The 26,201-nt window shown below is 69.8% G+C and carries 25 protein-coding genes, 2 tRNA genes and 1 pseudogene; 24 read left to right on the top strand and 4 right to left on the bottom strand.

Annotation, left to right across the window (positions count from 1 at the left end; translation table 11 throughout):
- Positions 1-19: 19 nt before the first annotated feature.
- Complete coding sequence (gene leuA / locus GQQ92_RS05030) at positions 20-1,792, top strand: 2-isopropylmalate synthase (RefSeq protein WP_156998064.1); 1,773 nt, start codon at positions 20-22, stop codon at positions 1,790-1,792.
- Positions 1,793-1,906: 114 nt separating this feature from the next.
- Here the strand turns inward: leuA and GQQ92_RS05025 are convergent, their stop codons facing one another.
- Positions 1,907-2,611, bottom strand: coding sequence for a trimeric intracellular cation channel family protein (locus GQQ92_RS05025; protein WP_232057494.1), 705 nt, complete (start codon positions 2,609-2,611; stop codon positions 1,907-1,909).
- A gap of 89 nt (positions 2,612-2,700) precedes the next feature.
- Here GQQ92_RS05025 and recO point away from each other — a divergent pair, with 89 nt between their 5' ends.
- Both recO and GQQ92_RS05015 read left to right on the top strand, forming a co-directional pair.
- Complete coding sequence (gene recO / locus GQQ92_RS05020; protein WP_156998062.1) at positions 2,701-3,441, top strand: DNA repair protein RecO; 741 nt, start codon at positions 2,701-2,703, stop codon at positions 3,439-3,441.
- Positions 3,438-4,241: an isoprenyl transferase gene (locus GQQ92_RS05015; RefSeq protein ID WP_156998061.1), complete on the top strand. Its 804-nt coding sequence runs from the start codon at positions 3,438-3,440 to the stop codon at positions 4,239-4,241. Before recO ends, GQQ92_RS05015 begins: the two co-directional genes overlap by 4 nt.
- Before the next feature lie 158 nt (positions 4,242-4,399).
- On the opposite strand, the gene GQQ92_RS05010 is transcribed toward GQQ92_RS05015, so the two are convergent.
- Positions 4,400-5,365 (bottom strand): LysR family transcriptional regulator, encoded by a 966-nt coding sequence (locus GQQ92_RS05010; protein ID WP_197738073.1) that lies wholly within the window; start codon positions 5,363-5,365, stop codon positions 4,400-4,402.
- Between the two features lie 121 nt (positions 5,366-5,486).
- Here GQQ92_RS05010 and GQQ92_RS05005 point away from each other — a divergent pair, with 121 nt between their 5' ends.
- Positions 5,487-6,143, top strand: a complete 657-nt coding sequence (locus GQQ92_RS05005) for a DsbA family oxidoreductase (RefSeq protein ID WP_156998059.1) — start codon at positions 5,487-5,489, stop codon at positions 6,141-6,143.
- Complete coding sequence (locus GQQ92_RS16915) at positions 6,140-6,274, top strand: hypothetical protein (RefSeq protein WP_269149151.1); 135 nt, start codon at positions 6,140-6,142, stop codon at positions 6,272-6,274. The genes GQQ92_RS05005 and GQQ92_RS16915 overlap by 4 nt, the downstream gene beginning before the upstream one ends.
- 138 nt (positions 6,275-6,412) lie before the next feature.
- On the opposite strand, the gene GQQ92_RS05000 is transcribed toward GQQ92_RS16915, so the two are convergent.
- On the bottom strand, positions 6,413-6,892 hold the full coding sequence (locus tag GQQ92_RS05000) for an aminoacyl-tRNA deacylase (RefSeq protein ID WP_156998058.1): 480 nt from the start codon (positions 6,890-6,892) through the stop codon (positions 6,413-6,415).
- A gap of 91 nt (positions 6,893-6,983) precedes the next feature.
- On the opposite strand from GQQ92_RS05000, the gene dusB reads away from it, so the two are divergent.
- The 12 genes from dusB to GQQ92_RS04940 all read left to right on the top strand — a co-directional run bounded on the left by dusB (position 6,984) and on the right by GQQ92_RS04940 (position 20,261).
- Positions 6,984-8,141 carry a tRNA dihydrouridine synthase DusB gene (dusB, locus tag GQQ92_RS04995; protein WP_156998057.1) on the top strand — a complete coding sequence of 386 codons (1,158 nt, stop codon included), beginning with the start codon at positions 6,984-6,986 and terminating at the stop codon, positions 8,139-8,141.
- A 1-nt stretch (position 8,142) separates the two neighbouring features.
- Positions 8,143-9,402: a deoxyguanosinetriphosphate triphosphohydrolase gene (locus GQQ92_RS04990; protein WP_197738072.1), complete on the top strand. Its 1,260-nt coding sequence runs from the start codon at positions 8,143-8,145 to the stop codon at positions 9,400-9,402.
- 87 nt (positions 9,403-9,489) lie between these two features.
- On the top strand, positions 9,490-11,391 hold the full coding sequence (dnaG, locus tag GQQ92_RS04985) for a DNA primase (protein ID WP_156998056.1): 1,902 nt from the start codon (positions 9,490-9,492) through the stop codon (positions 11,389-11,391).
- A gap of 214 nt (positions 11,392-11,605) precedes the next feature.
- A complete protein-coding gene (locus GQQ92_RS04980; RefSeq protein WP_156998055.1) occupies positions 11,606-13,234 on the top strand; it encodes an ABC transporter substrate-binding protein in 1,629 nt (542 codons plus the stop codon).
- Between the two features lie 91 nt (positions 13,235-13,325).
- Positions 13,326-14,414: an ABC transporter permease gene (locus GQQ92_RS04975; protein WP_156998054.1), complete on the top strand. Its 1,089-nt coding sequence runs from the start codon at positions 13,326-13,328 to the stop codon at positions 14,412-14,414.
- A 1-nt stretch (position 14,415) separates the two neighbouring features.
- Entirely contained in the window at positions 14,416-15,492 is a 1,077-nt protein-coding gene (locus tag GQQ92_RS04970; RefSeq protein WP_156998053.1) for an ABC transporter permease, read from the top strand.
- Positions 15,489-17,177, top strand: a complete 1,689-nt coding sequence (locus GQQ92_RS04965) for a dipeptide ABC transporter ATP-binding protein (RefSeq protein ID WP_156998052.1) — start codon at positions 15,489-15,491, stop codon at positions 17,175-17,177. Before GQQ92_RS04970 ends, GQQ92_RS04965 begins: the two co-directional genes overlap by 4 nt.
- The gene (locus GQQ92_RS04960) at positions 17,177-18,034 is read left to right on the top strand and encodes an ATP-binding cassette domain-containing protein (RefSeq protein ID WP_156998051.1); all 858 of its coding nucleotides are present in this window, start codon (positions 17,177-17,179) and stop codon (positions 18,032-18,034) included. Before GQQ92_RS04965 ends, GQQ92_RS04960 begins: the two co-directional genes overlap by 1 nt.
- Entirely contained in the window at positions 18,031-18,981 is a 951-nt protein-coding gene (locus GQQ92_RS04955; protein ID WP_232057493.1) for an NAD(P)-dependent oxidoreductase, read from the top strand. Before GQQ92_RS04960 ends, GQQ92_RS04955 begins: the two co-directional genes overlap by 4 nt.
- A gap of 89 nt (positions 18,982-19,070) precedes the next feature.
- Positions 19,071-19,146 (top strand) — tRNA-Asn (locus GQQ92_RS04950).
- A 105-nt stretch (positions 19,147-19,251) separates the two neighbouring features.
- Complete coding sequence (locus GQQ92_RS04945; protein WP_156998050.1) at positions 19,252-19,959, top strand: AzlC family ABC transporter permease; 708 nt, start codon at positions 19,252-19,254, stop codon at positions 19,957-19,959.
- Complete coding sequence (locus GQQ92_RS04940) at positions 19,956-20,261, top strand: AzlD domain-containing protein (protein ID WP_156998049.1); 306 nt, start codon at positions 19,956-19,958, stop codon at positions 20,259-20,261. Before GQQ92_RS04945 ends, GQQ92_RS04940 begins: the two co-directional genes overlap by 4 nt.
- A 42-nt stretch (positions 20,262-20,303) precedes the next feature.
- Here the strand turns inward: GQQ92_RS04940 and def are convergent, their stop codons facing one another.
- Positions 20,304-20,870, bottom strand: a complete 567-nt coding sequence (def, locus tag GQQ92_RS04935; protein WP_156998048.1) for a peptide deformylase — start codon at positions 20,868-20,870, stop codon at positions 20,304-20,306.
- A gap of 39 nt (positions 20,871-20,909) precedes the next feature.
- Between def and GQQ92_RS04930 the strand changes: the two genes are divergently transcribed.
- The 7 genes and pseudogenes from GQQ92_RS04930 to GQQ92_RS04900 all read left to right on the top strand — a co-directional run bounded on the left by GQQ92_RS04930 (position 20,910) and on the right by GQQ92_RS04900 (position 26,161).
- Positions 20,910-21,827 (top strand): DMT family transporter, encoded by a 918-nt coding sequence (locus tag GQQ92_RS04930; RefSeq protein ID WP_156998047.1) that lies wholly within the window; start codon positions 20,910-20,912, stop codon positions 21,825-21,827.
- Between the two features lie 138 nt (positions 21,828-21,965).
- Positions 21,966-23,222: a glycosyltransferase gene (locus GQQ92_RS04925; RefSeq protein WP_232057492.1), complete on the top strand. Its 1,257-nt coding sequence runs from the start codon at positions 21,966-21,968 to the stop codon at positions 23,220-23,222.
- Positions 23,223-23,232: 10 nt separating this feature from the next.
- A tRNA-Ile gene (locus tag GQQ92_RS04920) sits at positions 23,233-23,309 on the top strand.
- Positions 23,310-23,397: 88 nt separating this feature from the next.
- The gene (locus GQQ92_RS04915) at positions 23,398-24,222 is read left to right on the top strand and encodes a hypothetical protein (protein WP_232057491.1); all 825 of its coding nucleotides are present in this window, start codon (positions 23,398-23,400) and stop codon (positions 24,220-24,222) included.
- Between the two features lie 308 nt (positions 24,223-24,530).
- Positions 24,531-24,800: a hypothetical protein gene (locus GQQ92_RS04910; RefSeq protein ID WP_156998045.1), complete on the top strand. Its 270-nt coding sequence runs from the start codon at positions 24,531-24,533 to the stop codon at positions 24,798-24,800.
- Positions 24,801-24,899: 99 nt separating this feature from the next.
- Positions 24,900-25,761 (top strand): annotated as a pseudogene (locus GQQ92_RS04905) (IS5 family transposase).
- A gap of 25 nt (positions 25,762-25,786) precedes the next feature.
- Complete coding sequence (locus tag GQQ92_RS04900) at positions 25,787-26,161, top strand: hypothetical protein (RefSeq protein ID WP_156998044.1); 375 nt, start codon at positions 25,787-25,789, stop codon at positions 26,159-26,161.
- Positions 26,162-26,201 lie beyond the last annotated feature (40 nt).

Here is a 26,201-nt window from a genome sequence, read left to right as displayed (position 1 = left end):
GAAGCGAGAGAAGCACCCCATGAAGAACACTCAGAAGCCGTCTGCGATGCCCGTCCACCGGTATCGACCGTTCCACGAGCAGATCGTCGTCGACCTGCCCGACCGCACCTGGCCGTCCAAGCGCATCGAGGTCGCCCCGCGCTGGTGCGCCGTCGACCTGCGCGACGGCAACCAGGCGCTCATCGACCCGATGAGCCCCGAGCGCAAGCGCATCATGTTCGACCTCCTCGTGAAGATGGGCTACAAGGAGATCGAGGTCGGGTTCCCGAGCGCGAGCCAGACCGACTTCGACTTCGTGCGCAGCCTCATCGAAGAGGGCGCCATCCCCGATGACGTCACCATCCAGGTGCTGACGCAGGCCCGCGACCACCTCATCGAGCGCACCTACGAGTCGATTGTCGGAGCCAAGCAGGCCATCGTGCACCTCTACAACTCGACGAGCGTCCTGCAGCGCGAGGTCGTCTTCCGCACCGACCGACAGGGCATCATCGACATCGCCCTGCACGGTGCGCGCAAGTGCCGCGAGATGGAGGCATCCGTTCCCGGCACCACGGTGTACTACGAGTACTCGCCCGAGAGCTACACGGGCACCGAGCTCGAGTTCGCCGTCGACGTGTGCAACCAGGTCATCGAGATCTTCGAGCCGACGCCCGAGCGCAAGGTCATCGTCAACCTGCCGGCCACGGTCGAGATGACGACCCCCAACGTCTACGCCGACTCGATCGAGTGGATGAGCCGCCACCTCGCGCACCGCGAGAACGTCATCCTCTCGCTGCACCCCCACAACGACCGCGGCACCGCCATCGCGGCGGCCGAGCTCGGCTACCTCGCCGGCGCCGACCGCATCGAGGGATGCCTGTTCGGCAACGGCGAGCGCACCGGCAACGTCGACCTCGTCGCGCTGGGCGTCAACCTGTTCACGCAGGGCATCGACCCGCAGATCGACTTCTCCGACATCGACGAGGTCAAGCGCACGGTCGAGTACTGCAACCAGCTGCCCGTGCCCGAGCGTCATCCGTGGGCCGGCGACCTCGTGTACACCGCGTTCTCCGGTTCGCATCAGGACGCGATCAAGAAGGGCTTCGAGGCGATGGCGGCCGACGCCGAGGCCCGCGGCATCCACGTCGACGAGCTCGAGTGGGCCGTGCCGTACCTCCCGGTCGACCCGCGCGACCTCGGTCGCAGCTACGAGGCGGTCATCCGCGTCAACTCGCAGTCGGGCAAGGGCGGCGTCGCCTACCTGCTGAAGAACGACCACGCGCTCGACCTGCCGCGCCGCCTCCAGATCGAGTTCTCGGGCGTCGTGCAGGCCAAGACCGACGAAGAGGGCGGCGAGGTCTCGAGCGACGAGATCTGGCGCGTCTTCAATGACGAGTACCTCCCGGCGCCTGCCGAGCGTCCCGACGGGAAGTGGGGCCGGTTCGAGCTGCTGTCGCTGCGCACCGAGAGCGCGCTCGACGGCGTCGTCGCCGTCCGCGTCGGGCTGCGCGACGGCGACGAGCGGCTCGAGGCCGACGCCAGCGGCAACGGCCCGATCTCCGCGTTCCTGTCGGTGCTCCAGGCCGAGGGCGTCGCCGTCACGCTTCGCGACTACGTCGAGCACGCGCTCACGGCCAGCGGCGACGCGCTCGCGGCCGCCTACGTCGAGCTCGAGGTCGAGGGCCGCGTGCTGTGGGGCGTCGGCATCGACGCCGACATCTCGACCGCCTCGCTGAAGGCCGTGGTGTCCGCGGTCAACCGCGCGATCCGCACCCGCGTCGAGACCGAGCAGCTCGAGGCCGTCGGCGTTTGACCGATCCGAACCTCGAACGGGGATGCGTGCCGAGCACGCATCCCCGTTCGCATTCCAGGACGCCCGCGAACGCGCGGACGACCGCGCCGCGAACGCTCGGCCGCCCGCGAACGCTCAGATGCTCGGCGACGGGTCGTCGGGCCGGACGATCGGGATCAGCCCGGTCTCGGTCGCGACCTTGCGCCGGTAGAGCATCCGCTGCTCGGGCAGCGAGACGTCGAAGATGACCGCGAGCCACCGGATGACGGCGGTGACGGCGACGCACACGATGCCCGCGATGAGCAGGTCGACGTCGAACAGGTGCAGCAGGGCGAGCACGAGGCATCCGGCGCCCGCGGCGACCGCGTAGAGCGAGCCGACGTGCATGATCGCGATGGGCAGGCCCATCATCACGTCTCGGGCGACGCCGCCGCCGACGGCCGCGGCCACGCCGACGAACACGGCGGGCAGGAGCGGCAGCCCGAGCGAGAGCGCCTTCGACGTGCCCAGCGCACCGAACATGCCGATGACGATCGCATCGAGGCCGACGATGACGCCGTTCAACCGTGCGAGCGGGCCGGCGAGCAGCATGCCGACGAGCGCGGCCGCGATCGCGACGATGAGGTACCAGTTGCTCTGCAGCGCGCGCACCGGCTCGTTGAGCAGCAGATCGCGGATCATGCCGCCGCCGAAGCCCATCATGATGCCGACGACGGCGACCCCGAGCAGGTCGAGGCGACGCTGGCCCTGGAAACCCGAGGCGAACAGGGCGCCCTGGACGCCGCCGAGTCCGACCGCGGTGAGGTCGAGCCACAGGGGGATGAAGAACTGGCTTTCCACGAAGGCAAGTGAACCAGACCGGATGCCGCGTGCACGCGACATCCGCCCGGTTCGACCGTTCGCGTCGGCGGCGGGTGGGACAATGAAGGGTGCCCGTCTACCGAGATGAAGCCGTCGTGCTGCGCACCCACAAGCTGGGTGAGGCCGACCGCATCCTCACCCTGCTCACGCGGCGGCACGGCAAGGTGCGCGCGGTCGCGAAGGGCGTTCGGCGCACCGGTTCGAAGTTCGGCGCGCGGCTCGAGCCGTTCATGGTCGCCGATCTGCAGCTCTACGAGGGGCGAACCCTCGACGTCGTGACGCAGGCGGAGTCGCTCGGGTCGTACGGCGCCGAGATCACCGCCGACTACGCCGCGTACACGGCGGCCAGCGCCATGGTCGAGGCCGCCGACAAGCTCACGGAGTCCGAGGGGTCGCTGCAGCAGTACCTGCTGCTCGTCGGCGCCCTGCGCTCGCTCGCCCGACGCGAGCACGGGGCCACGCTCACGCTCGACTCGTACCTGCTGCGCGCGCTCGCCCTCGCGGGGTGGGCGCCCAGCTTCGACGACTGCTCGCGCTGCGGCCGGCCCGGGGAGCACACCGCGGTCGTGGTGCAGCTCGGCGGCGTGGTCTGCGACGAGGAGTGCGCGCCGCCGGGCACGCCCCGCATCGCCCGTTCCTCGGTGGCGCTGCTCGGCGCCCTCCTCGCGGGCGACTGGGCGTTCGTCGACGCGTCGGCGGCGGGCGACCGCAATCAGGCCAGCGGCATCGTGGCCGCCTACACCCAGTGGCACCTCGAGCGGGGTCTGCGCTCGCTGCCGCACGTCTCGAGAGAAACCACCGCCCCGTGAGTCCCAAGCCGTACACGCACCGCGACGCCGTGCCCTTCCGCCCCCTCGACTGGACGGGCGTGCACCCGCCGGCCTTCGCCCGAGGCTCCGTGCCCAACCACGTCGCCGTCGTCATGGACGGCAACGGGCGCTGGGCCAACCGACGCGGGCTCACCCGCATCGAGGGTCACAAGGCGGGCGAGGCGGCGCTGCTCGACGTCGTCGCGGGGGCGATCCAGGCGGGTGTGAAGCACCTGTCGGTGTACGCGTTCTCGACCGAGAACTGGAAGCGCAGCCCCGACGAGGTGCGCTTCCTCATGGGGTACAACCGCGACGTGCTGCATCGCCGGCGCGACCAGCTCAACGAGTGGGGCGTGCGCATCCGCTGGGCGGGGCGCAAGCCGCGGCTGTGGGGATCGGTCATCAAAGAGCTGCAGTTCGCCGAGCAGCTCACCGCCGGCAACGACACGCTGACCCTCACGATGTGCGTGAACTACGGCGGACGCAACGAGATCACCGATGCCGTGCGTTCGATCGCCGACGATGTGGCATCCGGTGCTCTGAAGCCGTCGGCGGTGTCCGAACGGCTCATCTCGAAGCGCCTCTACGTGCCCGAGCTGCCCGACGTCGACCTGTTCGTGCGCTCCTCGGGCGAGCAGCGCACCTCGAACTTCCTGCTCTGGCAGTCGGCGTACGCCGAGATGGTGTTCCTCGACCGGCTCTGGCCCGACTTCTCGCGCACCGACCTGTGGCAGGCGATCGAGCTCTACGCGTCGCGCAACCGCCGGTTCGGCGGCGCGGTCGACGCGCCGACCGCCTGACCCGGTTCGGCTCGCTGCCGAGATGCAGGAACTTCTGTGCAGAACGCGGCGTGTCGCGGCCGTGCCGCCGGCGTGGCGGTGAGTTCTTCCTGCAACTCGGCGCCTTCGACGCGAGCCGGCCTGTGAACGCCTCCGGAAGGTCCTAACGGCCCATCCGGTCAGCGGGCATCGACGATCCGCTGCTGGGGCGCGCCGAGCAGCGCGGGCAGGCGCGAGCCGGCCGCCTCGAGGAAGCGAGCGGCGAGATCCGCGTCGCGGTGCACGAGGGTGTAGCCGCGCGACAGGTCGAGATCGGCGAGCGGATGCCACGCGAGGTCGGCCTCGCCCGCCTCGGCGCGCGTGCAGAGCACGAGGTCGCCGTCGGCGATGGCGTGGGCGATCGCCGTCACGAGCGAGGTCGCGAGGCGGAGCCGCCCTGCGGCGAGCCCCGCCCCGTTGCGCACGAGCTCGAGGCGGTCGCGCACGTTCGGCACGTCGTCCTCGGGGGCGAGCCAGAGGCGGCGGCGTTCCGGCGTGCCGCGCCTGGGTCGAAGCTCGGCGAGCGAGAACGGCTCCTCGCCGTCGCGTTCGCCGTCGGTGCTACTGCCGGCTCGGCCAGCGCCCCCGTCGTCGCCGTGGCTGTTGCCGCCGCCGGCGAAGCCGACCCCGAGCGGGGTCGACCAGTCGGCCCGATCGGACTCGACGTGCGCCAGTGCGAGCTGCACGCGACCGCTGCTCATCCACTCGGTGCGCTCGCGGGGCGCGCCCTCGAGCAGTTCGACGCTGAGCGAGCGGTCGGCCGCGGCGGCGCACACGCGTGCCGCCGCGGCGGGGGAGAGGTGGTGCGGCACGGCCAGCGTGATCGGCAGCGCCCTGGCGTGATCGGCATCGTCGGCGAAGGCCTGCGAGGCGTCGACGAGCCGGATCGCGGCCGGCAGCACGCCGCGCCCGAACGGGGTGAGTGCGACCCGCCGCGAGGTGCGCTCGAACAGGCGGGAGCCGAGGTGCTCCTCGAGCGCGGCGATGCGCCGGCTCGCGACCGATTGGGTGACGCCGGCCCCGCGGCCGCCCACAGTGAAGCTCTCGCGTTCGGCGACGGAGACGAAGGCCTCGCAGGCCGAGAGCAGGTCGAAGTTGCGCGCCACGCATGCGATCTTGGCATGGATGCCGAGGGTCGGTGCGCCGACCGCATCGATGCGGGAGCGCGGCTCGCGCCCGTGGGATGTCCGGGGAATACCCATGCGCTCGCATGCGTTCCATCCCACCGTGACTTCCCCCATCAAGATCGACATCTGGTCCGACATCGCCTGCCCCTGGTGCTACATCGGCAAGCGCCACCTCGAAGCGGGCATCGATGCCCTCGGCGCGGATGCGCCCGACGTAGAGATCGAGTACCACTCGTTCGAGCTCTCGCCAGACACCCCGCTCGACTTCGAGGGCTCGACCGTCGAGTACCTCGCCGACCGCAAGGGCATGCCCGTCGAGCGCGTCGAGCAGATGCTCCAGCACGTGACGGGCGTCGCCGCGAACGCGGGCCTCGACTACCACTTCGAGAAGGTCGCGCACACGAAGACGCTGAAGGCCCATGAACTGCTGCACTTCGCGAAGGCGAACGGCAAGCAGCTCGAGTTGAAGGAGCGCCTGCTGAAGGCGTACTTCGTCGAGGGTGGGCGGGTGAACCGCATCGACGAGCTCGTCGGCTACGCGGCCGAGGTCGGTCTCGACGCCGACGAGGCCCGTGCGGCCCTCGAATCCGGCAGCTTCGCGAGCGAGGTGCAGGCCGACATCGCGCAGGCGGGCGCCTACGGCATCAACGGCGTGCCGTTCTTCGTCATCGACGGCAAGTACGGCATCTCGGGCGCTCAGCCGGCCGAGGTCTTCTCGCAGGCGATCTCGCAGGTCGCCGGGGAGCGCGCGGCGTGACCGGGCAGAGGGCGGATGCCGCGGCGCCGACGCCGACGGATGCCGCGGCGTCGCCCTTCACGATGGTGACGGGCGACCCGTCGGCCATGGTGTGCGAGGGCGACGTCTGCTTCGTGCCTGCCGCCGAGTAGCGCCGCCGGTCGACGGCGGGGTCTCGAGACGCTCGTGCCTCGCTCCTCGACCGGCGATCGGCCGTGCTCGCCGCTCGCCGGTCGAGGAGGCGCGCCGGCGCCGTCTCGAGACCAGCCCTCGACCGGCGGCGACCCCGCCTACTCGGGGTCGCTGAGGTCGGCGACCGTCGCGCCGAACGCCTCGATGAGGCGGTCGGCGTCGACGAAGAGACTGCGGCCGTGCTCGCCCGCGCCCATCGACACGCGTCGTCCGACGACGGACTCGTCGACGTACACCGGCCACGCGGTGGTGGAGCCGAGCGGGGTGATGGTGCCGCGTTCGTAGCCGGTCGCGGCGAGCGCGAGCGCGGCCTCCGGCAGCCGCAGCTTGTTGACGCCGACGAGCGCGCGCAGCTTCGGCCAGGAGATCTTGCGGCCGCCGGGCACGAGGGCGAAGAGGTAGGTGTCGTCGCTGCGCTTGACGACGAGCGACTTGAGAATGTCGCCGGGTGCGATGCCGAGCAGGGCGGCGGCCTCCTCGAGGCTGTCGGCCGCGGGCCGTTCGATGATCTCGACGTCGAGACCGCGTGCCGCGGCATCCGCTCGCACGCGTTCCGAGCCGGTCGGAGCCTCGTCCATGTCGTCCTCCCCAGGTCGCCTGTGGGAGATCCTAGGCGCGCGAATCGCGTCGTGGGCCGGATGCCGCAGGATTCTGGGAGAATCGAACGTGATGCCACTCACCACCACGACGCCCACCGGCCCGCTGACCATCGGCGGCCTCGAACTCGACGTCCCCGTCGTGCTCGCCCCCATGGCGGGCATCACGAACACGGCGTTCCGCCGGCTGTGCCGCGAGTTCGGCGCCGGCCTCTACGTCTCCGAGATGATCACCTCGCGGGCGCTCGTCGAACGAACGCCCGAGTCGATGCGCCTCATCACGCATCACGAGTCCGAGACGCCGCGCTCGATCCAGCTCTACGGGGTCGATCCGAAGACCGTCTCCGAGGCGGTGACGATGCTCGTCGCCGAAGACCGGGCCGATCACATCGACCTGAACTTCGGATGCCCCGTGCCGAAGGTCACCCGCAAGGGCGGCGGTGCGGCGCTGCCGTGGAAGAGCGGGCTGTTCCGCGACATCGTCGAGGGCGCGGTCGCGGCCGCGGGCGACATCCCGCTCACGATCAAGATGCGCAAGGGCATCGACGCCGACCATCTCACGTACCTCGAGGCGGGCCGCATCGCCGAGGGCGCGGGCGTCGCCTCGATCGCCCTGCACGCGCGCACGGCGGCGGAGTTCTACTCGGGCCACGCCGACTGGTCGGCCATCGGCAGGCTCAAAGAGACGGTCACCGGCGTTCCGGTGCTCGGCAACGGCGACATCTGGTCGGCCGAAGACGCGCTGCGCATGGTGGCCGAGACGGGCTGCGACGGCGTGGTCGTGGGTCGCGGATGCCTCGGGCGGCCGTGGCTCTTCGGCGATCTCGCGGCGGCGTTCCGCGGGCAGACGCAGAACTTCCACCCCTCGCTCGGGCAGGTTGCGCAGACGTTCCGCCGCCACGCCGAACTGCTGACGGAGTTCTTCGACTCCGAAGAGCGCGGCTGCCGCGACATCCGCAAGCACGTCGCCTGGTACTTCAAGGGCTACCCGGTCGGCGGCGACCTCCGCGCCCGGCTCGCGACGGTCGAGTCGCTCGCGATGCTCGATGACCTGCTCGGCACGCTCGACTGGTCGATGCCGTACCCCGGCGAGGGCGCCGAGGGGCCGCGCGGGCGGGCGGGCACCCCCAAGAACCCGGCGCTGCCCGACGGCTGGCTCGACTCGCAAGAACTCGCCGGCCACGATCGCAGCACGCTCGTCGACGCCGAACTCGACACGAGCGGCGGCTGAGGTGGCGTCCGAACGACTCTTCGGCGGGTACCACGACGCCGACACCGAGCGGCTGCTGCCCGAAGAGCACACCAATCGTCGAAGCGACTTCGCACGCGATCGCGCCCGGCTGCTGCACTCGAGCGCGCTGCGGCGGCTCGCGGCGAAGACCCAGGTGCTGAGCCCCACCGCGGGGCTCGACTTCGCGCGCAACCGGCTGACGCATTCCCTCGAGGTCGCGCAGGTCGGGCGCGAGCTCGCCGAGTCGCTCGGGCTCGACCCCGATGTCGTCGACACGGCGTGCCTCGCGCACGATCTCGGTCACCCGCCGTTCGGCCACAACGGCGAGAAGGCGCTCAACGTCTGGGCGGCCGAGATCGGCGGGTTCGAGGGCAACGCGCAGACGCTCCGCATCCTCACCCGGCTCGAGCCCAAGATGTTCGGGGCCGACGGGCGCGGCTACGGGCTCAACCTCACGAGGGCGAGCCTCGACGCGAGCTGCAAGTACCCCTGGGCCGAGGCGACGTCGGTCGCCGATCCGAGCGGGCGGGCGAAGTTCGGCTTCTACCGCGACGACCTCGACGTGTTCACCTGGCTGCGCCGGGGCGCTCCCGAACGGCGGCTCTGCATCGAGGCGCAGGTCATGGACCTCTCCGACGACATCGCCTACTCGGTGCACGACTTCGAAGACGCCGTCGTCAACGGCTACATCGACGTCGGGAGCCTCGGCGCCCGCGTCGACCACGACGCGCTCGTCTCCTCGATGTACGAGTGGATCGGCGGCGCCTTCACGCACGACGAGCTCATCGCCGCGTTCGACCGCCTCGATTCCCTCGAGCTCTGGATGGATTCGTACGACGCCGGTCGTCGCGACCAGGCGCGGTTGAAGAACCTCACGAGCCAGCTCATCGGCAGGTTCGCGCGCGCCGCCACCGAGGCGACGCGTTCGGCATTCCCCCTCGCGAGCCTCATCCGCTTCGACGCCGATGTGGTCGTGCCGCGCGAGGTGCAGGCCGAGATCGCGGTGCTCAAGGGCATCGTCGCCGCGTTCGTCATGTCGCGCAACAGCCGGCAGCCGATCTACGCGCAGCAGCGCGAGGTCCTCGTCGAACTCGCCGATGCGCTGCTCGCGAGCGAGGGGCGCGACCTCGATCCCGGTTTCGCGGCCGATTGGGCCGACGCCGCCGACGATGCCGGCCGAACACGGGCCGTGGTCGACCAGGTCGCGAGCCTCACCGACCAATCCGCGCTGGCCTGGCACGAGCGGATCCTCCGCGGCTGACGCATCCCGCGCACCGCGCCCCGATTCCCGAGTCCCGAGTCCGGCCGACGGGCCGAGACACCCGACCCTCGATCTAGGATGAGAGCCATGGCCGGACGGATTCGACAGAGCGACGTCGATGAGGTGAAGGCCCGCACGAACATCGCCGACATCGTGGGCGATCACGTGAGCCTCAAGTCGGCCGGCGTGGGCTCCATGAAGGGGCTCTGCCCGTTCCACGACGAGCGCAGCCCGAGCTTCCACGTGCGACCCGCGCTCGGCTACTACCACTGCTTCGGCTGCGGCGAATCGGGCGACGCGTACACGTTCCTGCAGCGCATGGACCACGTCTCGTTCACCGAGGCCGTCGAGCGGCTCGCGGGCCGGCTCGGCTACGAACTGCACTACGAAGACGGCGGCCAGGCGAGCGATCACGGCAATCGTGCGCGCCTGCTCGCGGCGAACCAGGCGGCCTCGGAGTTCTTCCTCGAGCGGCTCGGGTCGCCCGAGGCCGAGGTGGGCCGGCGCTTCCTCGGCGAGCGCGGCTTCGACGCCGAGGCCGCGAGGCGGTTCGGGGTCGGCTTCGCGCCGAAGAGCTGGGACGCGCTCACGAACCACCTCAAGGGCCGCGGATTCAGCACCGAGGAGCTCACGGCCTCGGGGCTCGTGTCGCAGGGCGATCGCGGCGTGTACGACCGGTTCCGCGGGCGCCTCGTCTGGCCGATCCGCGACGTCACGGGGCAGACCGTCGGCTTCGGCGCACGCCGGCTGCTCGACGACGACAAGGGCCCCAAGTACCTCAACACCCCCGAGACGGCGGTGTACCACAAGGCGCAGGTGCTCTACGGGCTCGATCTCGCCAAGCGCGACATCTCGAAGTCGCATCGGGTCGTCGTCGTCGAGGGCTACACCGACGTCATGGCCTGCCACCTCGCGGGCGTCACGACGGCGATCGCCACGTGCGGCACCTCGTTCGGGGTCGACCACATCAAGGTGCTGCGGCGGGTGCTCGGCGACGACTCCGGCGGGGGCGAGGTGGTGTTCACGTTCGACGGCGACGCCGCGGGCCAGCAGGCCGCGATGCGCGCGTTCGGCGAGGAGCAGCGCTTCGCCGCGCAGACGTTCGTCGCGGTCGCGCCCGACGGGCTCGATCCGTGCGATCTGCGCCTCGCGAAGGGCGATGCGGCGGTGCGCACGCTCGTCGAGTCGCGCACGCCCCTGTTCGAGTTCGTGCTGCGGCACACCATCGAGCGATACGACCTGGAGACCGTCGAGGGCCGGGTGGGCGCCCTGCGCGCGGCGGCGCCGGTGATCGCCGAGATCCGCGACCCCGCGCTCCGGCCGGGGTACACGCGCGAGCTCGCGCGCATGCTCGGGGTCGAGCTGGGCGAGGCGACGCGTGCGGTGCGGCAGGCGGGTTCGCAGGGGCGTGGCGGCGGTTCGTCGCCGCGTTCCGAGGCGGCGTCCTCGCGCACCGTCGCGGGGGAGCGCACGTCGGGTCAGGGCGATGCCACGGCAGCGGATGCCGCGACCCGGCCGTTCTCGATCGCCGACCTGCCGAACGACCCGGCGACCCGCCTCGAGCGCGACGCGCTGCAGGCGATGCTGCAGTACCCCGACGAGGTCGGGATCGACCTGCTCCGCCACGCCGTCGACTGCCGGTTCACGAACCCGTCGCTGTCGGTCGTGCGCGACGGCGTCGCATCGGTCCTCGCGGCCGGCGCCGAGGCCGTCCGCGTCGACCTCGTCGTCGACGAGGTGCCGCAGCCGTTCGCCGGGGTCGTGCGGCAGCTGGCCGTCGCGCCGATCCCGCAGCGCGGCAACGCCGAGCTGTCGGTGTACCTCCGCGGGGTGGTCGGCGCGCTCGTCGACCGCGAGCTGCTTCGGCAGAAGAGCGAGCTGCTCGGCCGACTCCAGCGCACCGACCGATCCGACACCGAGACGTACGCGGCCCTGCAGCGCGGGCTCGTCGAGCTCGAGCGCGAGCGCCGCGACCTGCGCGGCGACTGAGGCCGGCGCCGAGGCATCCGCTCGCCGTTTCGCGCGTTCGGCTCTCGCGCGCCGCGTTCAGCGCAGTCACGGTCACGTTGCAGAACGATAAACATTCAGGCACGAATCCTGCAGTCCCTGCGACGCACGCGCACGTCTGTGCTAGTTCTTGGGGAATACGCACACGCGTCGCGGTTCTCTGCGCGCGTTTCCTGACAGGAAGAGGTAGACGGATATGACATCCGCATCCACGAACCGGCGCCGCATGCTCACCGCGGCCGCCGGCGTTTCGGTCGCCGCGCTCGCGCTGGCCGGTTGCACCGCGTCGGGCGGCGACGACGCCGCGTCGGGCACGCTGACGATCGGCACGACCGAGCAGGTCACGTCGCTCGACCCGGCCGGATCGTACGACAACGGCTCCTTCGCCGTGATGAACCAGGTGTACCCGTTCCTCATGAACACGCCGTACGGCAGCCCCGACGTCGAACCCGACATCGCGGAGTCCGCCGAGTTCACGGCACCGACCGAGTACACGGTCAAGCTCAAGTCGGGTCTCACGTTCGCCAACGGCAACGAGCTCACGGCATCCGACGTGAAGTTCACGTTCGACCGCCAGAAGGCGATCGCCGACGAGAACGGCCCGTCGTCGCTGCTCTACAACCTCGATTCGACCGAGGCCGTCGACGACACCACCGTCGTCTTCCACCTGCTGAGCGAGAACGACCAGATCTTCCCGCAGATCCTCTCGAGCCCGGTGGGCCCGATCGTCGATGAAGAGGTCTTCTCGGCCGACGCGCTCACGAGCGACGACGACATCGTCGCCGGCAACGCGTTCGCCGGCCAGTACGTCATCACGAGCTACGACTTCAACAACCTCATCTCGTACAAGGCGAACCCCGACTACGACGGGCTGCTGGGCGAGGCGAAGACCGACACGGTCAACGTGAAGTACTACACGGATGCCTCGAACCTGAAGCTCGACGTCCAGGAGGGCAACATCGACGTCGCGAACCGCACGCTGAGCGCGACCGACATCGAGGACCTCCGCGGCAACGACAAGGTCAAGGTCGTCGACGGCCCCGGCGGCGAGATCCGCTACCTCGTCTTCAACTTCGACACGATGCCGTTCGGCGCGACGACCGCGGAGGCCGACCCGGCCAAGGCGCTCGCCGTCCGCCAGGCGATCGCCGACCTCATCGACCGCGACGCGATCTCCGAGGACGTGTACAAGGGCACCTTCACCCCGCTGTACTCGTACGTCCCCGAGGGCCTGACCGGCGCCAATGAGGCGCTCAAGGGCCTCTACGGCGACGGCAACGGCGCGCCCGACGCCGACAAGGCGGCCGAGCGTCTCTCGGCGGCCGGCGTCACGACGCCGCTCGACATCTCGATCCAGTACGTGGCCGAGCGCTACGGACCGAGCTCGAGCGACGAGTACGCGATCATCAAGGAGAACCTCGAGGACAGCGGCCTGTTCACGGTCAACCTCCAGTCGACCGAGTGGGTGCAGTACTCGAAGGACCGCGTCGCGGACCTCTACCCGGCGTACCAGCTGGGTTGGTTCCCCGACTACTCCGACGCCGACAACTACCTCACCCCGTTCTTCCTCACGGAGAACTTCCTGGCGAACCACTACGACAACCCCGAGGTGAACGACCTGGTGCTCGAGCAGGCCGTCACCGCGGACCCCGCCGCGCGCGAGGCGCTCATCGGCGAGATCCAGGACAAGGTCGCGGCCGACCTGTCGACGATCCCGTACATGCAGGGCGCGCAGGTCGCGGTCGTCGGTGCCGACGTCGAGGGTGCCGACGAGACGCTCGACGCGTCGTTCAAGTTCCGCTACGCGGCGCTCTCCAAGGGCTAGTCACTCCGGCTAGAGTCGATCCAGTTCGACCGACGGGGGCGACCCGCATCCTGCGGGTCGCCCCCGTTCCATGTTTCACAGTGAGGAATCCATGTCCGCTGTCGACCTGACGCCGAGCCCAGGCGTCTCGACCCCCGGCGTCAAGCCCAAGTCCCAGGGCGGAGGATTCGCGCGCTACCTGCTCGTGCGGTTCCTGCTGATCTTCCCGACCATCTTCATCCTCGTCACGCTCGTGTTCTTCCTGATGCGCACGACGGGCGACCCGATCACCGCCGCCCAGGGCGGGCGCCTGAGCCCCGAGGCCCTCGCAGCGCTGCGAGAGGCCGCGGGCTACGACCGGCCGCTCCTCGTGCAGTACCTCGAGTACCTCGGCCGCATCGTCGTCTTCGACTTCGGCACGACGATCACGACGAACCGCCCGGTGATCGACGTGCTCGCCACCTACGGCCCCGCGACGTTCGAGCTCGTGTTCTACTCGCTCATCATCGCGTTCGCGGTCGGCATCCCGCTCGGCCTCCTCGCGGCGTACTTCCGCGACAAGGCGCCCGACGCGTTCTTCCGCGTGCTCGCGATCTTCTGGTACGCGGTGCCGATCTTCTTCGCCGGCCTGCTCCTCAAGCTCGTGTTCGCGGTCTGGCTGAAGTGGCTCCCCGTGGCGGGGCGCGCGAGCGTTGGCGCCGAACTGCAGCTGCAGACGCTGCCGAACAAGACCGGCTTCTACACGATCGACGCGCTGATGACCGGCAACCCGGCCGTGCTCGGCGACGTGCTCGCCCACGCGGTGCTGCCGTCGATCGCGCTCGGCCTGCTCACGGCCGGCATCTTCCTCCGACTGGTGCGCACGAACGTGATCGGCACCCTGTCGACCGACTACGTCGACGCGGCCCGCTCCCGGGGCGTCGCCGAGTCGCGGCTGCTGCGCAAGCACGCGTACCGTCCGGCGCTCATCCCGATCGTCACGGTCATCGGCCTGCAGATCGCCCTGCTGCTCGCGGGCGCCGTGCTCACCGAGACGACGTTCGAGTGGAAGGGCCTCGGGTTCATCCTCGCGGAGTTCCTCGAGTCGCGAGACTTCGTCGCGGTGCAGGGCATCGTGGTGCTCCTCGCGATCATCGTCGCCCTCACCAACTTCATCGTGGACATCATCGCCGCGTTCATCGACCCGCGAGTGAGGTACTGACATGACCGCGGCATCCGCCACCGTCGCCCCGCCGAAGCGGCGCCTGCGCGACCGGCTCCCCGTCGTGCACCAGGTGCGCCAGAGCGTCGGCCTGCAGCGCGGCATGCTCGTCGCCGGACTCGTCATGGTCGGCGTGTTCATCCTGACGTCGCTGCTCGCCCCGGTGCTCGCCCCCTACGGGTTCGCCCAGCGCAAAGACGCGTCGGGCGCGTTCGGCACGCAGCAGCCCCCGTCGCTCGAGCACCCGTTCGGCACGACCGTGGGCGGCTACGACGTGCTCTCGAGGGTCATCTGGGGCACGCAGACCGCGATCGTGGTCATCATCGTCGCGGTGCTGCTCTCGATCTTCATCGGCGTCGCCCTCGGCCTGTACTCGGGCTACTTCGGCGGATGGCTCGACCGCGTGCTCGTCGTCGTGTGCGACGCGATCTACGCGTTCCCCTCGCTGCTGCTCGCGATCGTGCTCTCGATCGTGATCTCGGGCGGGCAGTCGGGGCTCTGGGCGGGCGTGCTCGCGGCCGCGGGGTCGATCACGGTCGTGTTCATCCCGCAGTACTTCCGCGTGATCCGGGCCGAGACGGTGCGCATCAAGGCCGAGGCCTACGTCGAGTCGGCCAAGGTGCTCGGCGCGTCGAACTCGCGCGTCGTGTTCAAGCACGTGCTGCGCAACGCGACCCGCACGCTCCCGCTCATCATCACGCTGAACTCGTCGGAGGCGATCCTCACGATGGCCGCCCTCGGCTTCCTCGGCTTCGGCATCGAGCCGACCGCCGCAGCAGAGTGGGGCTACGACCTCAACAAGGCCCAGTCCGACGTCACGAGCGGCATCTGGTGGACCGCGCTCTTCCCCGGTCTCGCGATCGTGTTCACGGTGCTCGGCATCACGCTCGTCGGCGAGAGCCTGAACGACCTGGCCGACCCGCGACTGCGCGGCCGGCGCCGGGTGGCGAAGGCCGCGGGCCAGGTGGCCGAGACCTCCGTCGTGCCCGGCGGCACGCTCGAGGCGGGGCCCGGTGGCCTCAGGGGCCTCGAAGACGGGGAATCCTTCGACGAGCACGGAATCGAGGTCAAGCCATGAGCACGGTGGTCGACATCAGGAACCTCGGCGTCTCGTTCGCGACCGACGCCGGAGCGGTGAAGGCGGTCGACGACGTGTCGCTCTCGGTGCAGCGCGGCGAGGTGCTCGCGATCGTCGGCGAGTCCGGCAGCGGCAAGACCGTCACGGCGAAGACGATCCTCGGGCTGCTGCCCGAAACCGCCACCGCGAGCGGTGCGGTCGTGCTGTCGAACCGGGCGGGCACCCATGAGAACGACGTCGTCACGCTGTCCAGGCAGCGGCTCCGCGACATCCGCGGCACCGATGTCGCGATGGTCTTCCAGGAGCCGTCGACCGCGCTGAACCCGGTCTACACGGTCGGGTGGCAGATCATGGAGGGCCTGCGCGCCCACGGCGAGATCTCGAAGAAGGAGGCTCGGGCGAAGGCGATCGAGATGCTCGGCCGCGTCGGGATCCCCGAGCCCGAGCAACGGGTCGACCACTTCCCGCACCAGTTCTCGGGCGGGCAGAAGCAGCGCATCGTCATCGCGATGGCGCTCGTGCTCGAGCCCGGCCTCATCGTCGCCGACGAGCCCACCACGGCGCTGGACGTCACCGTGCAGGCCGAGATCCTCGACCTGCTGCGCCGGTGCCGCGACGAATTCGGCGCCGCGATCGTGCTCATCACCCACAACATGGGCGTCGTGGCCGATCTCGCCGACCGCGTCGCCGTGATGTACCAGGGCAACCTCGTCGAGCAGGCCGACGTCGACGACCTCTTCTCCAGCCCGCAGCACGAGTACACGAAGGCGCTGCTCGCGGCCGTGCCGTTCGTCGGCCACGGCACCGTGCACGCCGAGGCGCGCGCGGCCGCCCGGCCCGAGGGCTGGGCCGAGCAGACGCCCGTGGTGCGCGCGCAGGGCCTCGAGATCGAGTACCCGGGCCGGTTCGGCAGTTCGGGGTTCCGCGCCGTGCGCGGCGTCGACCTCGTGATCCGCCCCGGCGAGGTGCTCGGCCTCGTGGGCGAGTCGGGGTCGGGCAAGACCACCATCGGCCGCGCCATCGCGGGCCTGACGAAGGTCACCGGCGGTTCGCTCGACGTGCTCGGCGCCGAGATGAACGGCATCCGCGAGCGCGAGTTCCGGCCGCTGCGCAGCCGCATCGGCTTCGTCTTCCAAGATCCCGCGTCGAGCTTCAACCCGTTGCTCACGATCGCCGAGTGCGTGGCCGAGCCGCTCATCATCCACGGCCGTGCACGCGACGCACGATCCGCGCGTGCGCGGGTCGACGAACTGCTCGAGGCCGTGCAGCTCCCGAAGGCGTACGGCGATCGGTACCCGCACGAGCTGAGCGGCGGTCAGCGCCAGCGCGCGAGCCTCGCGCGTTCGCTCGCCCTCGAGCCCGAACTGCTCATCGCCGACGAGCCGACCTCCGCGCTCGACGTGTCGGTGCAGGCCCGCGTGCTCGAGCTGTTCGCCGAGCTGCAGCGCGAGTTCGGGTTCGCGTCGCTGTTCATCAGCCACGACCTCGCCGTCGTCGACATCCTCGCCGACCGCATCGCGGTGCTGTACCACGGCGAACTCGTCGAAGAGGGCACGGGTGCCGAGGTGCTCGGTTCGCCGCAGCAGGCCTACACGCAGCGGCTGCTCGCGTCGCTGCCGGTGCCCGACCCGGCGCTCCAGGCCGAGCGCCGCGAACAGCTCCGACGTCTGCGAGAGGGCGACTGATGGCCCCGACCGAGCACGGGTACCCGATCGCGCTCAGCGACCTGACCCTCGAGTACCCCGCCAAGGGCCCGAGCCCCGCCCACGTCGCACTGCACGGCCTGAGCCTCACCATCGCCCCCGGCGAGGTCGTCGGGCTCCTCGGCAGCGCGGGCAGCGGCAAGAGCACGCTCGCCCGGGTGCTCTCGGGGGTCGCCCTCGACCCGCGCTCGAGCGACGCGCGGCCGGTCATCACGGGCGGCGAGGCATCCGTGCTCGGCCACCGGCTCCGCGGCCTGCCGAAGCGGCGCATCCCCGAGCTGCAGTTCCACGTCGGATACCTCGCGCAAGACGCCGGCTCCCGGCTGCCGGCCGACCGGAGCGTCGCCGAGATCATCGGCGAGCCGATCCTCGAACGCGACCGCCGCTACAACCAGCGTGCGCTCGCGACCCGGGTCGCGACGATGCTCGACAGCGTGCGCCTCCCGCTCGGCCACCTCGAGAAGTACCCCTACGAGCTGAGCGGCGGGCAGCGGCAGCGGGTCGCCCTCGCCCGGGCGCTCGTGCTCGGGCCGTCGGTGCTCATCGCCGACGAGCCGACGGCCGGCATCGACCTCACGGTGCGCGACGCCGTCGCCCAGCTCATCGGCGAACTGCGCGAACGCCAGCGGTTCTCGGCGCTGCTCATCAGCCACGACCTTCCCGTGCTGCGGCGCACCGCCGACCGCATCGCCGTGCTCGACCGCGGAAACCTGGCGGCGCTCGGCACCATCGAAGAGGTGTTCCACGATCCGAGCCATCCGTACGTCGCGGCGTTGGCCGGCGCGCTCGACGACGGCCACGCCGTGATCGACGAGGTCGACGAGGGCATCGGCGCGTGACGGTCGACGCGCGGTCCGCGGCATCCGGCGCCGTCTCGGTGCTCCCGGGCGATGACGCGTCCGTGGTCGAGGCCGTGCGGCGCGCGGGGGGCACGGTCGTGCCGCTGGGCGCGGCGACGCGCGGCATCGTGTGGGTCGCGAACTCGGGCGCGGCAAAGCTGGCCGACGCGTTGGAGCGGCATCCGGATGTCTCGTGGGTGCAGTTGCCGTGGGCCGGCGTCGACTCGTTCGCGGCCACGCTCGAGCGCTTCCGCGACGACGGACGGGTCTGGACGAGCGCGAAGGGCTCGTACGCGCGGCCCGTCGCCGAGCACGCCCTCATGCTCGCGCTGGGCGTTCTGCGCGAGTCGCCGCGTCGAGCGCGCGCCCGCGAGTGGGAGGCCGACGAGCGCGGCCGGTCGCTCTTCGGCGCCCGCGTGGTCGTGGTCGGGGGCGGCGGCATCACCGAGGAGCTGCTGCGCCTGCTGGAGCCGTTCGGCGTCGAGGCGACGGTCGTGCGGCGCAGCGAGGTCGCGGTCGCGGGCGCGGCCCGCACGGTGACGGATGCCGCGCTGCGCGACGTGCTCGGCGACGCCGAGGTGCTGTTCCTCGCGGCGGCGCTCACCGAGCGCACGAGGGGCATGGTCGGCGCCCGCGAGCTCGCGCTCCTGCCCGACGGCGCGGTGCTCGTCAACGTCGCCCGCGGTGCGCTCGTCGACACCGACGCGCTCGTCGCGGAGCTCGCGAGCGGCCGCCTCGGCGGTGCCGGCCTTGACGTGACCGAACCCGAACCGCTGCCCGCGGGGCATCCGCTCTGGCAGCTCGACAACGCGCTCGTCACGCCGCATGTCGCCGACACCGAGGCGATGACGGTTCCGCTCTTCGCGGCGCGCGTGCAGGCCAACGTCGCGGCGTTCCTCGGTCGCGGCGAGTGGGTGGGCCGCATCGACCTGCACGCCGGATACTGAGGGTGCGCGCGCGTCGGGTTCCGAGGGTCGCTCGAATTGGTGTGACGCGCGCGTTTTGCTAGAGTGAATCCGCTGCAGAACATGCACGATCCTCCATAGCTCAATTGGCAGAGCAATCGGCTGTTAACCGATAGGTTCTTGGTTCGAGTCCAAGTGGGGGAGCCATCGAAACCCCGCATCCTCACGGATGCGGGGTTTTCTGCACCGCCTCGGCCACGAACCCGTGGTGCTTCCGCGGTGCGAGGGCAGTGTCGATCCGAGGGTGCGCAGATGGGCGAGGTGACCGCGGCCGATCCGGCCCGCCGTGCCGTCATCCGCGACTCGCTCTCGGTCGGGCTCGCGACGGCCGCGTACGGCATCTCGTTCGGGGCGCTCTCGGTGGCCTCGGGCCTCGACGTCTGGCAGACGATGTTCCTCAGCCTCGTGATGTTCACGGGCGGTTCGCAGTTCGCGCTCATCGGCGTGCTCGCCGGCGGCGGCCCGGCCTCGGCCGGCCCCGCCATCGCGGCGGCCGCGCTGCTCGGGGTGCGCAACGTCGTCTACGGCATGCGCATGAAGCCGGTCGTCGACGACGGCGGTCCGATGCGGCGCGTCGGCGCGGCCTGGCTCACGATCGACGAGTCCACCGCGGTCGCGCTCGCCCAGTCCGACGAGCGGTCGGCGCGTCTCGGCTTCTGGTTGACCGGCACGATCGTCTTCGTCGGCTGGAACCTCACGACCCTGCTCGGCGCGCTCATCGGCGACGCGCTCGGCGACACGAGGGCGTGGGGGCTGGATGCCGCGGCCGCGGCCGCGTTCCTCGGGCTCCTCTGGCCGCGACTGAAACGGCGGCAGGCCGGTGCGGTGGCCGTGGGCGCGGCGATCGTCGCGGCGGCGACCACGCCCGTGCTCGTGCCCGGGCTGCCCGTGCTCGTCGCGGCATCCGTCGCCCTCGTCGTCGGGTGGTTCGACTGGTTCGGCCGCAGGGGGTCCGCGTGACGACCTGGCATGTGATCCTCATCGCGACCGCGGCGACGCTCGCGCTGAAGCTCGGCGGCTACGTGGTGCCCGCCGGGTTCCTCGAGCGGGAACGCCCGGCGCGCATCGCCGACCTGCTGACCGTGGCGCTGCTGGCGGCGCTCATCGTGGTGCAGACCCTCGGCGCCGGGCAGGCGATCGTGCTCGACGCCCGCGTGCCGGCGGTCATCGTGGCCGCGGCCCTCTACGCGCTGCGGGTGCCGTTCGTGGTCGTGGTGGTGGTCGCGGCGGCCGTCGCCGCGGGCATCCGCGCGTTCACCTGATCCGAACCGCGAGCGGATGCCGCGAGCCCGGAAGGTCGTCGGTCAGGCCTCGAGGTCGTCGACGCCCGGCATCCACGAGACGCCGGGCTCGCCCCAGCCGACCTTGCGGCAGATCTTCGCGACGATGCGCTGCTCGCGGTCGGTGAGCCGGTCGGTGTAGAGCGTGCCCTCGAGGTGGTCGAACTCGTGCTGGAAGATGCGCGCCAGCCACCCCTCGGCCTCGATCTCGAACGCGTTGCCGTCGAGATCGGTGGCGCGCAGCAGGGCGCGCTCGGCACGGCGCAGCGGGAACCGCTCGCCCGGGAACGAGAGACAGCCCTCGGACTCGAGGTCGGGGTCGGGGTGGCCCGGAACGGCGGGCGTGATCCAGAGTTCGGGGTTGATGGCGACCCCGCGCCACTCGCGATCGGACTCGTCGGTCCAGCCGAACGTGAAGAGCCGCAGCGGGACGCCGACCTGCGGCCCCGCGAGCCCCACGCCCGGCGCGGCATCCATCGTCTCGAACATGTCGCGCACCAGTTCGCGGATGCCGTCGTCGATGTCGTCGACGGGGAGAGCGGGGGAGTGGAGCACCGGATCGCCGGTGATGCGGATGGGAAGCACGGCCATTCGCCAAGGATATCGGCGCGGGGGCGGTAGGGTTTTTCCGTGGATCCTGACCTGAGCGACCTCACCGAGCAGATCGCCCTCGACCCCACCCAGTTCATCGGCATCCCGCTCGCCCTGATCGGGGCCGTCTTCCTGTCGCTCGGCGCCCAGTTCCAGCACCGCGGGGTCACCAAGGTCGAGGCCCACACGGCGGACTCGTTCGGCAAGGGCCTGACCGGCGGCCAACTCTGGCTGCTGCTCTCCAGGCCCTCGTGGGTCATCGGCACCGTCATGCTCGGGCTCGCGATCTTCTTCCAGCTCTCGAGCCTGTACTTCGCGCCGATCATCGTCGTGCAGCCGCTCGGGGCCATCGCCCTCGTGATCACGTCGATCCTGAACTCCCGCGTGAACAAGGTGAAGCTCAACTCGAAGTCGATCATCGCGATCGTGATGTGCGTGGGCGGCGTGTTCCTCTTCGTCGGCGTCGCCGCGTTCACGGCGGTCGACAAGCCCGTGACCGACCGGCAGCTCATCACGATCCTCACCCTGCTCGGCTGCGTGCTCGCCGCCGCCGGCATCGCGTTCTGGCTGTTCCGCAGCCGCATCCGCGCCGTGTTCTACGTCATCATGGCGGGCGTGCTCTACGGCTTCGTGGCCACGCTCGCGAAGGTCGTCATCGGCCGGGTGCAGCAGAGCGAGTTCGACTGGCTCACGTTCACGTGCGTGCTGGGGCTGCTCGCCGCCACGGCGCTCGGCGCGTACTTCGTGCAGAACGCCTACGCGTCGGGGCCGCCCGACCTCGTGATCGCCGGACTCACCGTCGTCGACCCGATCGTCGCGGTCGTGATCGGCATCGTCGTGCTCGGCGAGGCATCCCAGGCCGGGGTGTTCGCGAACATCACGTTCGTCATCGCCGGGGCGATCGCCGTGTGGGGCGTGTTCCTACTCGCGCGCAACCACCCGCAGACGAGGCTCTGACCGCCGCGACGACATGCCCGCGCGGCCGCCGGCGCGGCGTCCTGCGTAGACTATCTTCGAACTCATCGCCCGCCGGCATCCCTGCGTCGTGGCGAGATCGGCCGAACGGCCGCCCAGAATTGTGAGGAACATCTCCACGTGTCTGACACTCCCGGTGCGACATCCCCAAATGCCGCCGACCGCGCAGAGCCGGAACGCCCGCTTCGCATCCTGATCGGCGCCGACACCTTCGCCCCCGACGTCAACGGGGCCGCGAGGTTCGCCGAACGACTCGCGGCCGGCCTCGTCGAACGCGGGCACGAGGTGCACGTGGTCGCCCCCGCGGCGAACCGCAAGCACGGCACGTGGCGCGAGGTGCACGAGGGCCAGGAGATCACCGCGCACCGCCTGCGCAGCTGGCGCTGGTACCCCCACGACTGGCTGCGGTTCGCGCTGCCGTGGCGCATCAAGCAGAACAGCGCCCGCGTCATCGACGCCGTCAAGCCCGATGTCGTGCACTTCCAGTCGCACATCATCGTCGGCCGCGGTCTGTCGATCGAGGCCGAGAAGCGCGGCATCCGCATCGTGGGCACCAACCACTTCATGCCCGAGAACATGCTCGAGTTCACCCTGCTGCCCAAGGCGTGGCAGGAGTGGGCGGTAGGCCTCGCCTGGAAGGCGGCCGGGCGCACCTTCGGGCGGGCCGAGTCCGTCACGACGCCCACGCTCAAGGCGGCGCAGTTCCTCGAGAAGCACACCGGCCTCACCGGCGTGCACGCCATCTCGTGCGGCATCGACGCGCACAAGTACTCGCCGAACTGGCAGCCGCGCACCGAGAACCGCATCCTCTTCGTCGGCCGCGTCACGGGCGAGAAGCAGATCGACGTGCTGCTGCGCGCGCTCACGCTCCTGCCCGACTCGCTCGACGCGAAGGTCGAGATCGTCGGCGGCGGCGACCAGAAGCGCAACCTCGAGAACCTCGCGACCGAACTCGGCATCGCCGACCGCGTCACGTTCACCGGCTACGTCACCGACGAAGAGCTGCGCGAGGCGTACCACCGTGCCTCGGTGCTCGCGATGCCCTCCATCGCCGAACTCCAGAGCATCGTGACGATGGAGGCCATGGCCTCGGCCCTGCCCGTGGTCGCCGCGAACGCCATGGCGCTGCCGCACCTCGTGCACGACGGCGAGAACGGCTACCTCTTCGAACCGAGCAACCCGGCCGACCTCGCCGCGAAGCTCCAGGCCGTGCTCGAAGCCTCGCCCGACGAGTACAACGCCATGAAGGCGTCGTCCGCCAAGTACATCAAGGCGCACGACATCACCCGCACCCTCGACACGTTCGAGAGTCTGTATCGTGGTCTTCGCGTGACCGATCCGGTCACCGAGTCGATGCCGGTCATACTGCCCGACTGACGTCGCTCACGGGGCGGTAGCTCAGCCGGTTAGAGCAGTGGACTCATAATCCATCGGTCACGGGTTCAAGTCCCGTCCGCCCTACCATGAAATGGGTCTGATCAGGTCTTCTTGTCCAATTGAAAGGACAGGGACTTGACTGAGTCTCCACTTATTCACCACAAATGCGGAGACCGTGAACACCGTGTACGACAAGAACACGTCACAACCGTCCTGGATGGGCGGCGGCTTCGGATGGGGCGTCTACGTCGCCTCCGCCGGGTACACGTACGACGGCCGGCCCGTGTTCATGGACCTCGGAAACACCTACGGCGGGCGTCGTGTCGTACCTGTACTCGGACGAGTCGGGCCTCTCATGCAGGGCCCAACCGATAGCAGCACGTTCAATCCAAACATCCGCGACAAATCGCGGCAGGTGGTTATGCGCGCCAACTCGAGCAGCTCCAGTGACGCCATAATTGCGGCGAGGACTCTGGCGGGCCGAATTGAGGCGCAGGCCGACGAGGTGGGCGCTGGGCTTTCAGGGCCAATTGCTGAGGGATGTATGCCCGGAGCAAATCCGGGGGTCTGCGGAGCGCTCGATTCGAATCGAGCCGGGTACTCGCAAGCGCTTGCGGAAAGCAACAAGCGCAAGATGCTCGACTTCGCGGGCGCCGCGGGCAATATCGGGGGCTATGCAGGTATCGTTGCCGTAACCTTCAGCGAGGTTCCTCTCGTTGCATCTATCGCTGGCGTAACAGCAGCGGGTGCAGGGCTGGTTTCCGCCGGAGCGAGTTGCATGGCCGATTGGAACACACGAAGCTGCCTGGTTGGTGCGCCGCTTACACTTGCAACCCTCGGGCTCGGAAATAGCTTGGTGTACTCGGGTAAGCATGTCGCGACGGGGCTTGAATCTGTAAGCGGCGTTGCGTTCGCGTGGGTGGGACTCGGAACTGACACGATCGAAATTGCGAACATCCCAGCAATCGACGCATGGTGGGAAACGCGAGTCTTCCCATGATGGTTGAAGTGCGCCCCGAAGCCGTGAGGTCAAGGCACAGAGCAATTGCCATAATCGGGGTCGGATCCATTGCGATCGCCTCGCCGGTCCTAGGAGCATTGTCGTCGACGTTCTCGACAGCGCCCCCGGACTGGGAACCGTTTCTCTCGGTCGTTGTCCGATACAGTCTCTTTGCTGTGCTGTGTGCGGTGGCCCTTGTCTTGTCGGGTGTCGTGACTTCGCATAGGGCGCGGCGTGCGGCACGAAGCCTTCGGCGCGAAGGGTTTACTGGGCCTATACGATTCGCTCGTGTCGGTCCGCTCCATGTGATGACCGCGCTTATCGAACGGGATAGGCAGCTAGAGGCCTGGACCTGTGAAGACGGACAGGCCCGCCTGATCCTCGAGCACGCACTTCCGTGTCCGGTGGCACTTACCACGCAGCGAATCGCCGGTCTCCACTACTATGCGTTGGAAATCGAATCTGGCGAAGACACCGTGATGCTGACTTTGGGGACCTCGTTGAGCTCGGGCATGGCTGTCGCCTCACGGAAAACTCATCTGCGGTTCGCCCAATTCCTTGTCGACCCGCTGGCCTAGAGCGTGTCTCCTAGGCCGTGTTGCTAAACACCTTCGGGTGCCTCGTGGGCGAGTCTTGAACGCGTGTCGCGTGATGTGATCTCGGATGAGGCGTGGGCTATGATTGGCCCGCTGTTCCCGGTTGTGAAGTCGACGGGGCGGCCGCCGGTGGATCGGCGCGCGGTGGTGGAGGCGACGGCGTGGCGGTTCCGGACCGGGGCGCCGTGGCGGGACGTGCCGGAGCGGTTCGGGAACTGGAACACGATCTACAAGAACTTCAACCGGTGGTCCGAGCATGGCGTGTGGGCGCGGGTGCTGGAGAAGACGCAGTCGCTCGCGCAGCAGTCCGGTGATCTGGATTGGGTCGCGTCGATCGACTCCACGATCGTGCGCGTGCACCAGCACGGTGCGACCCTTCCCCGCACCACAGGGGGCTCTATCGAACTACAAGAAGTTCGGTGAGGAACCGCCCGATCATGCGATCGGCCGCTCCCGCGGCGGATTGACGACGAAGAACCACCTGGTCTGCGACGGGAAGGGACGTGCTCTCGCGTTCATCCTCACGCCCGGGCAAGCAGCGGACACCAGCATGCTTGCCGCGACGCTGAGCGAGATCCGCGTCCCCGGCGCGAGAGGCAGGCCACGGACCCGGCCGGACCGTGTGCTCGCAGACAAGGGCTACCCGTCGAAGGCGAACCGTGCCTGGCTGCGGAAGCACGGGATCGCCGCGACAATCCCCGAGCGCGACGACCAGATCGCACATCGCCGCAAACGCCGCGGGCGGCCCATCGACTTCGGCGACCAGCAACGAACCCGCTACCGTGGCCGCAACGTCGTCGAGCGTTGCTTCAACAAGCTCAAGCAATGGCGCGGGATCGCCATGCGCTCCGACAAGACCGCCCGCAACTACCACGCAGGCCTCTGCCTCGCCGCGACCCTGCACTGGATCGCGAGCACCGCCAAGATCCCTAGGGTCGAGTGAGCAGCTGCCCAGATAATCTGGGGGCATGCCTGCCCGGAACTCGTTGAGGATCGAGAATGGGAACCTCATCATCGTTCCCAAAGGAATGGATAAGGTCTGGGGCTTCCGGAAGAAGCTCACCGTCCCGTTGTCCAGCGTTACGAATGTGTCCGTGGAACCCGCCCCCTACCGGATTCCTACCGGATGGCGTGGCCCGGGACTGGACATCTCCGGCAAGCTCGTCGGCACATTTCATCCCAAGGGTGAGCGGCACTACTGGAACTACTCGGGAACCGGCACCGCACTCAGCATCCGGCTCGACGAAGCGGAGCACTTCCGCCAGCTCTACCTATCCGTGGATGATGCTGAGGCTTCGCGGCAGCTGATCCTGCAGGCCGCGCCGTCGCGGTCAACGAAGTAACCAGCTGATCCAGATCGAGCTCTCACACCGGCCAGGCTTT

This window comes from Agromyces terreus, assembly GCF_009749465.1.
In the GTDB taxonomy this organism is placed as follows: domain Bacteria; phylum Actinomycetota; class Actinomycetes; order Actinomycetales; family Microbacteriaceae; genus Agromyces; species Agromyces terreus.
The sequence above is the reverse complement of the archived record's forward strand: the minus strand, read 5'-3'. Positions and strand labels throughout refer to the sequence as shown.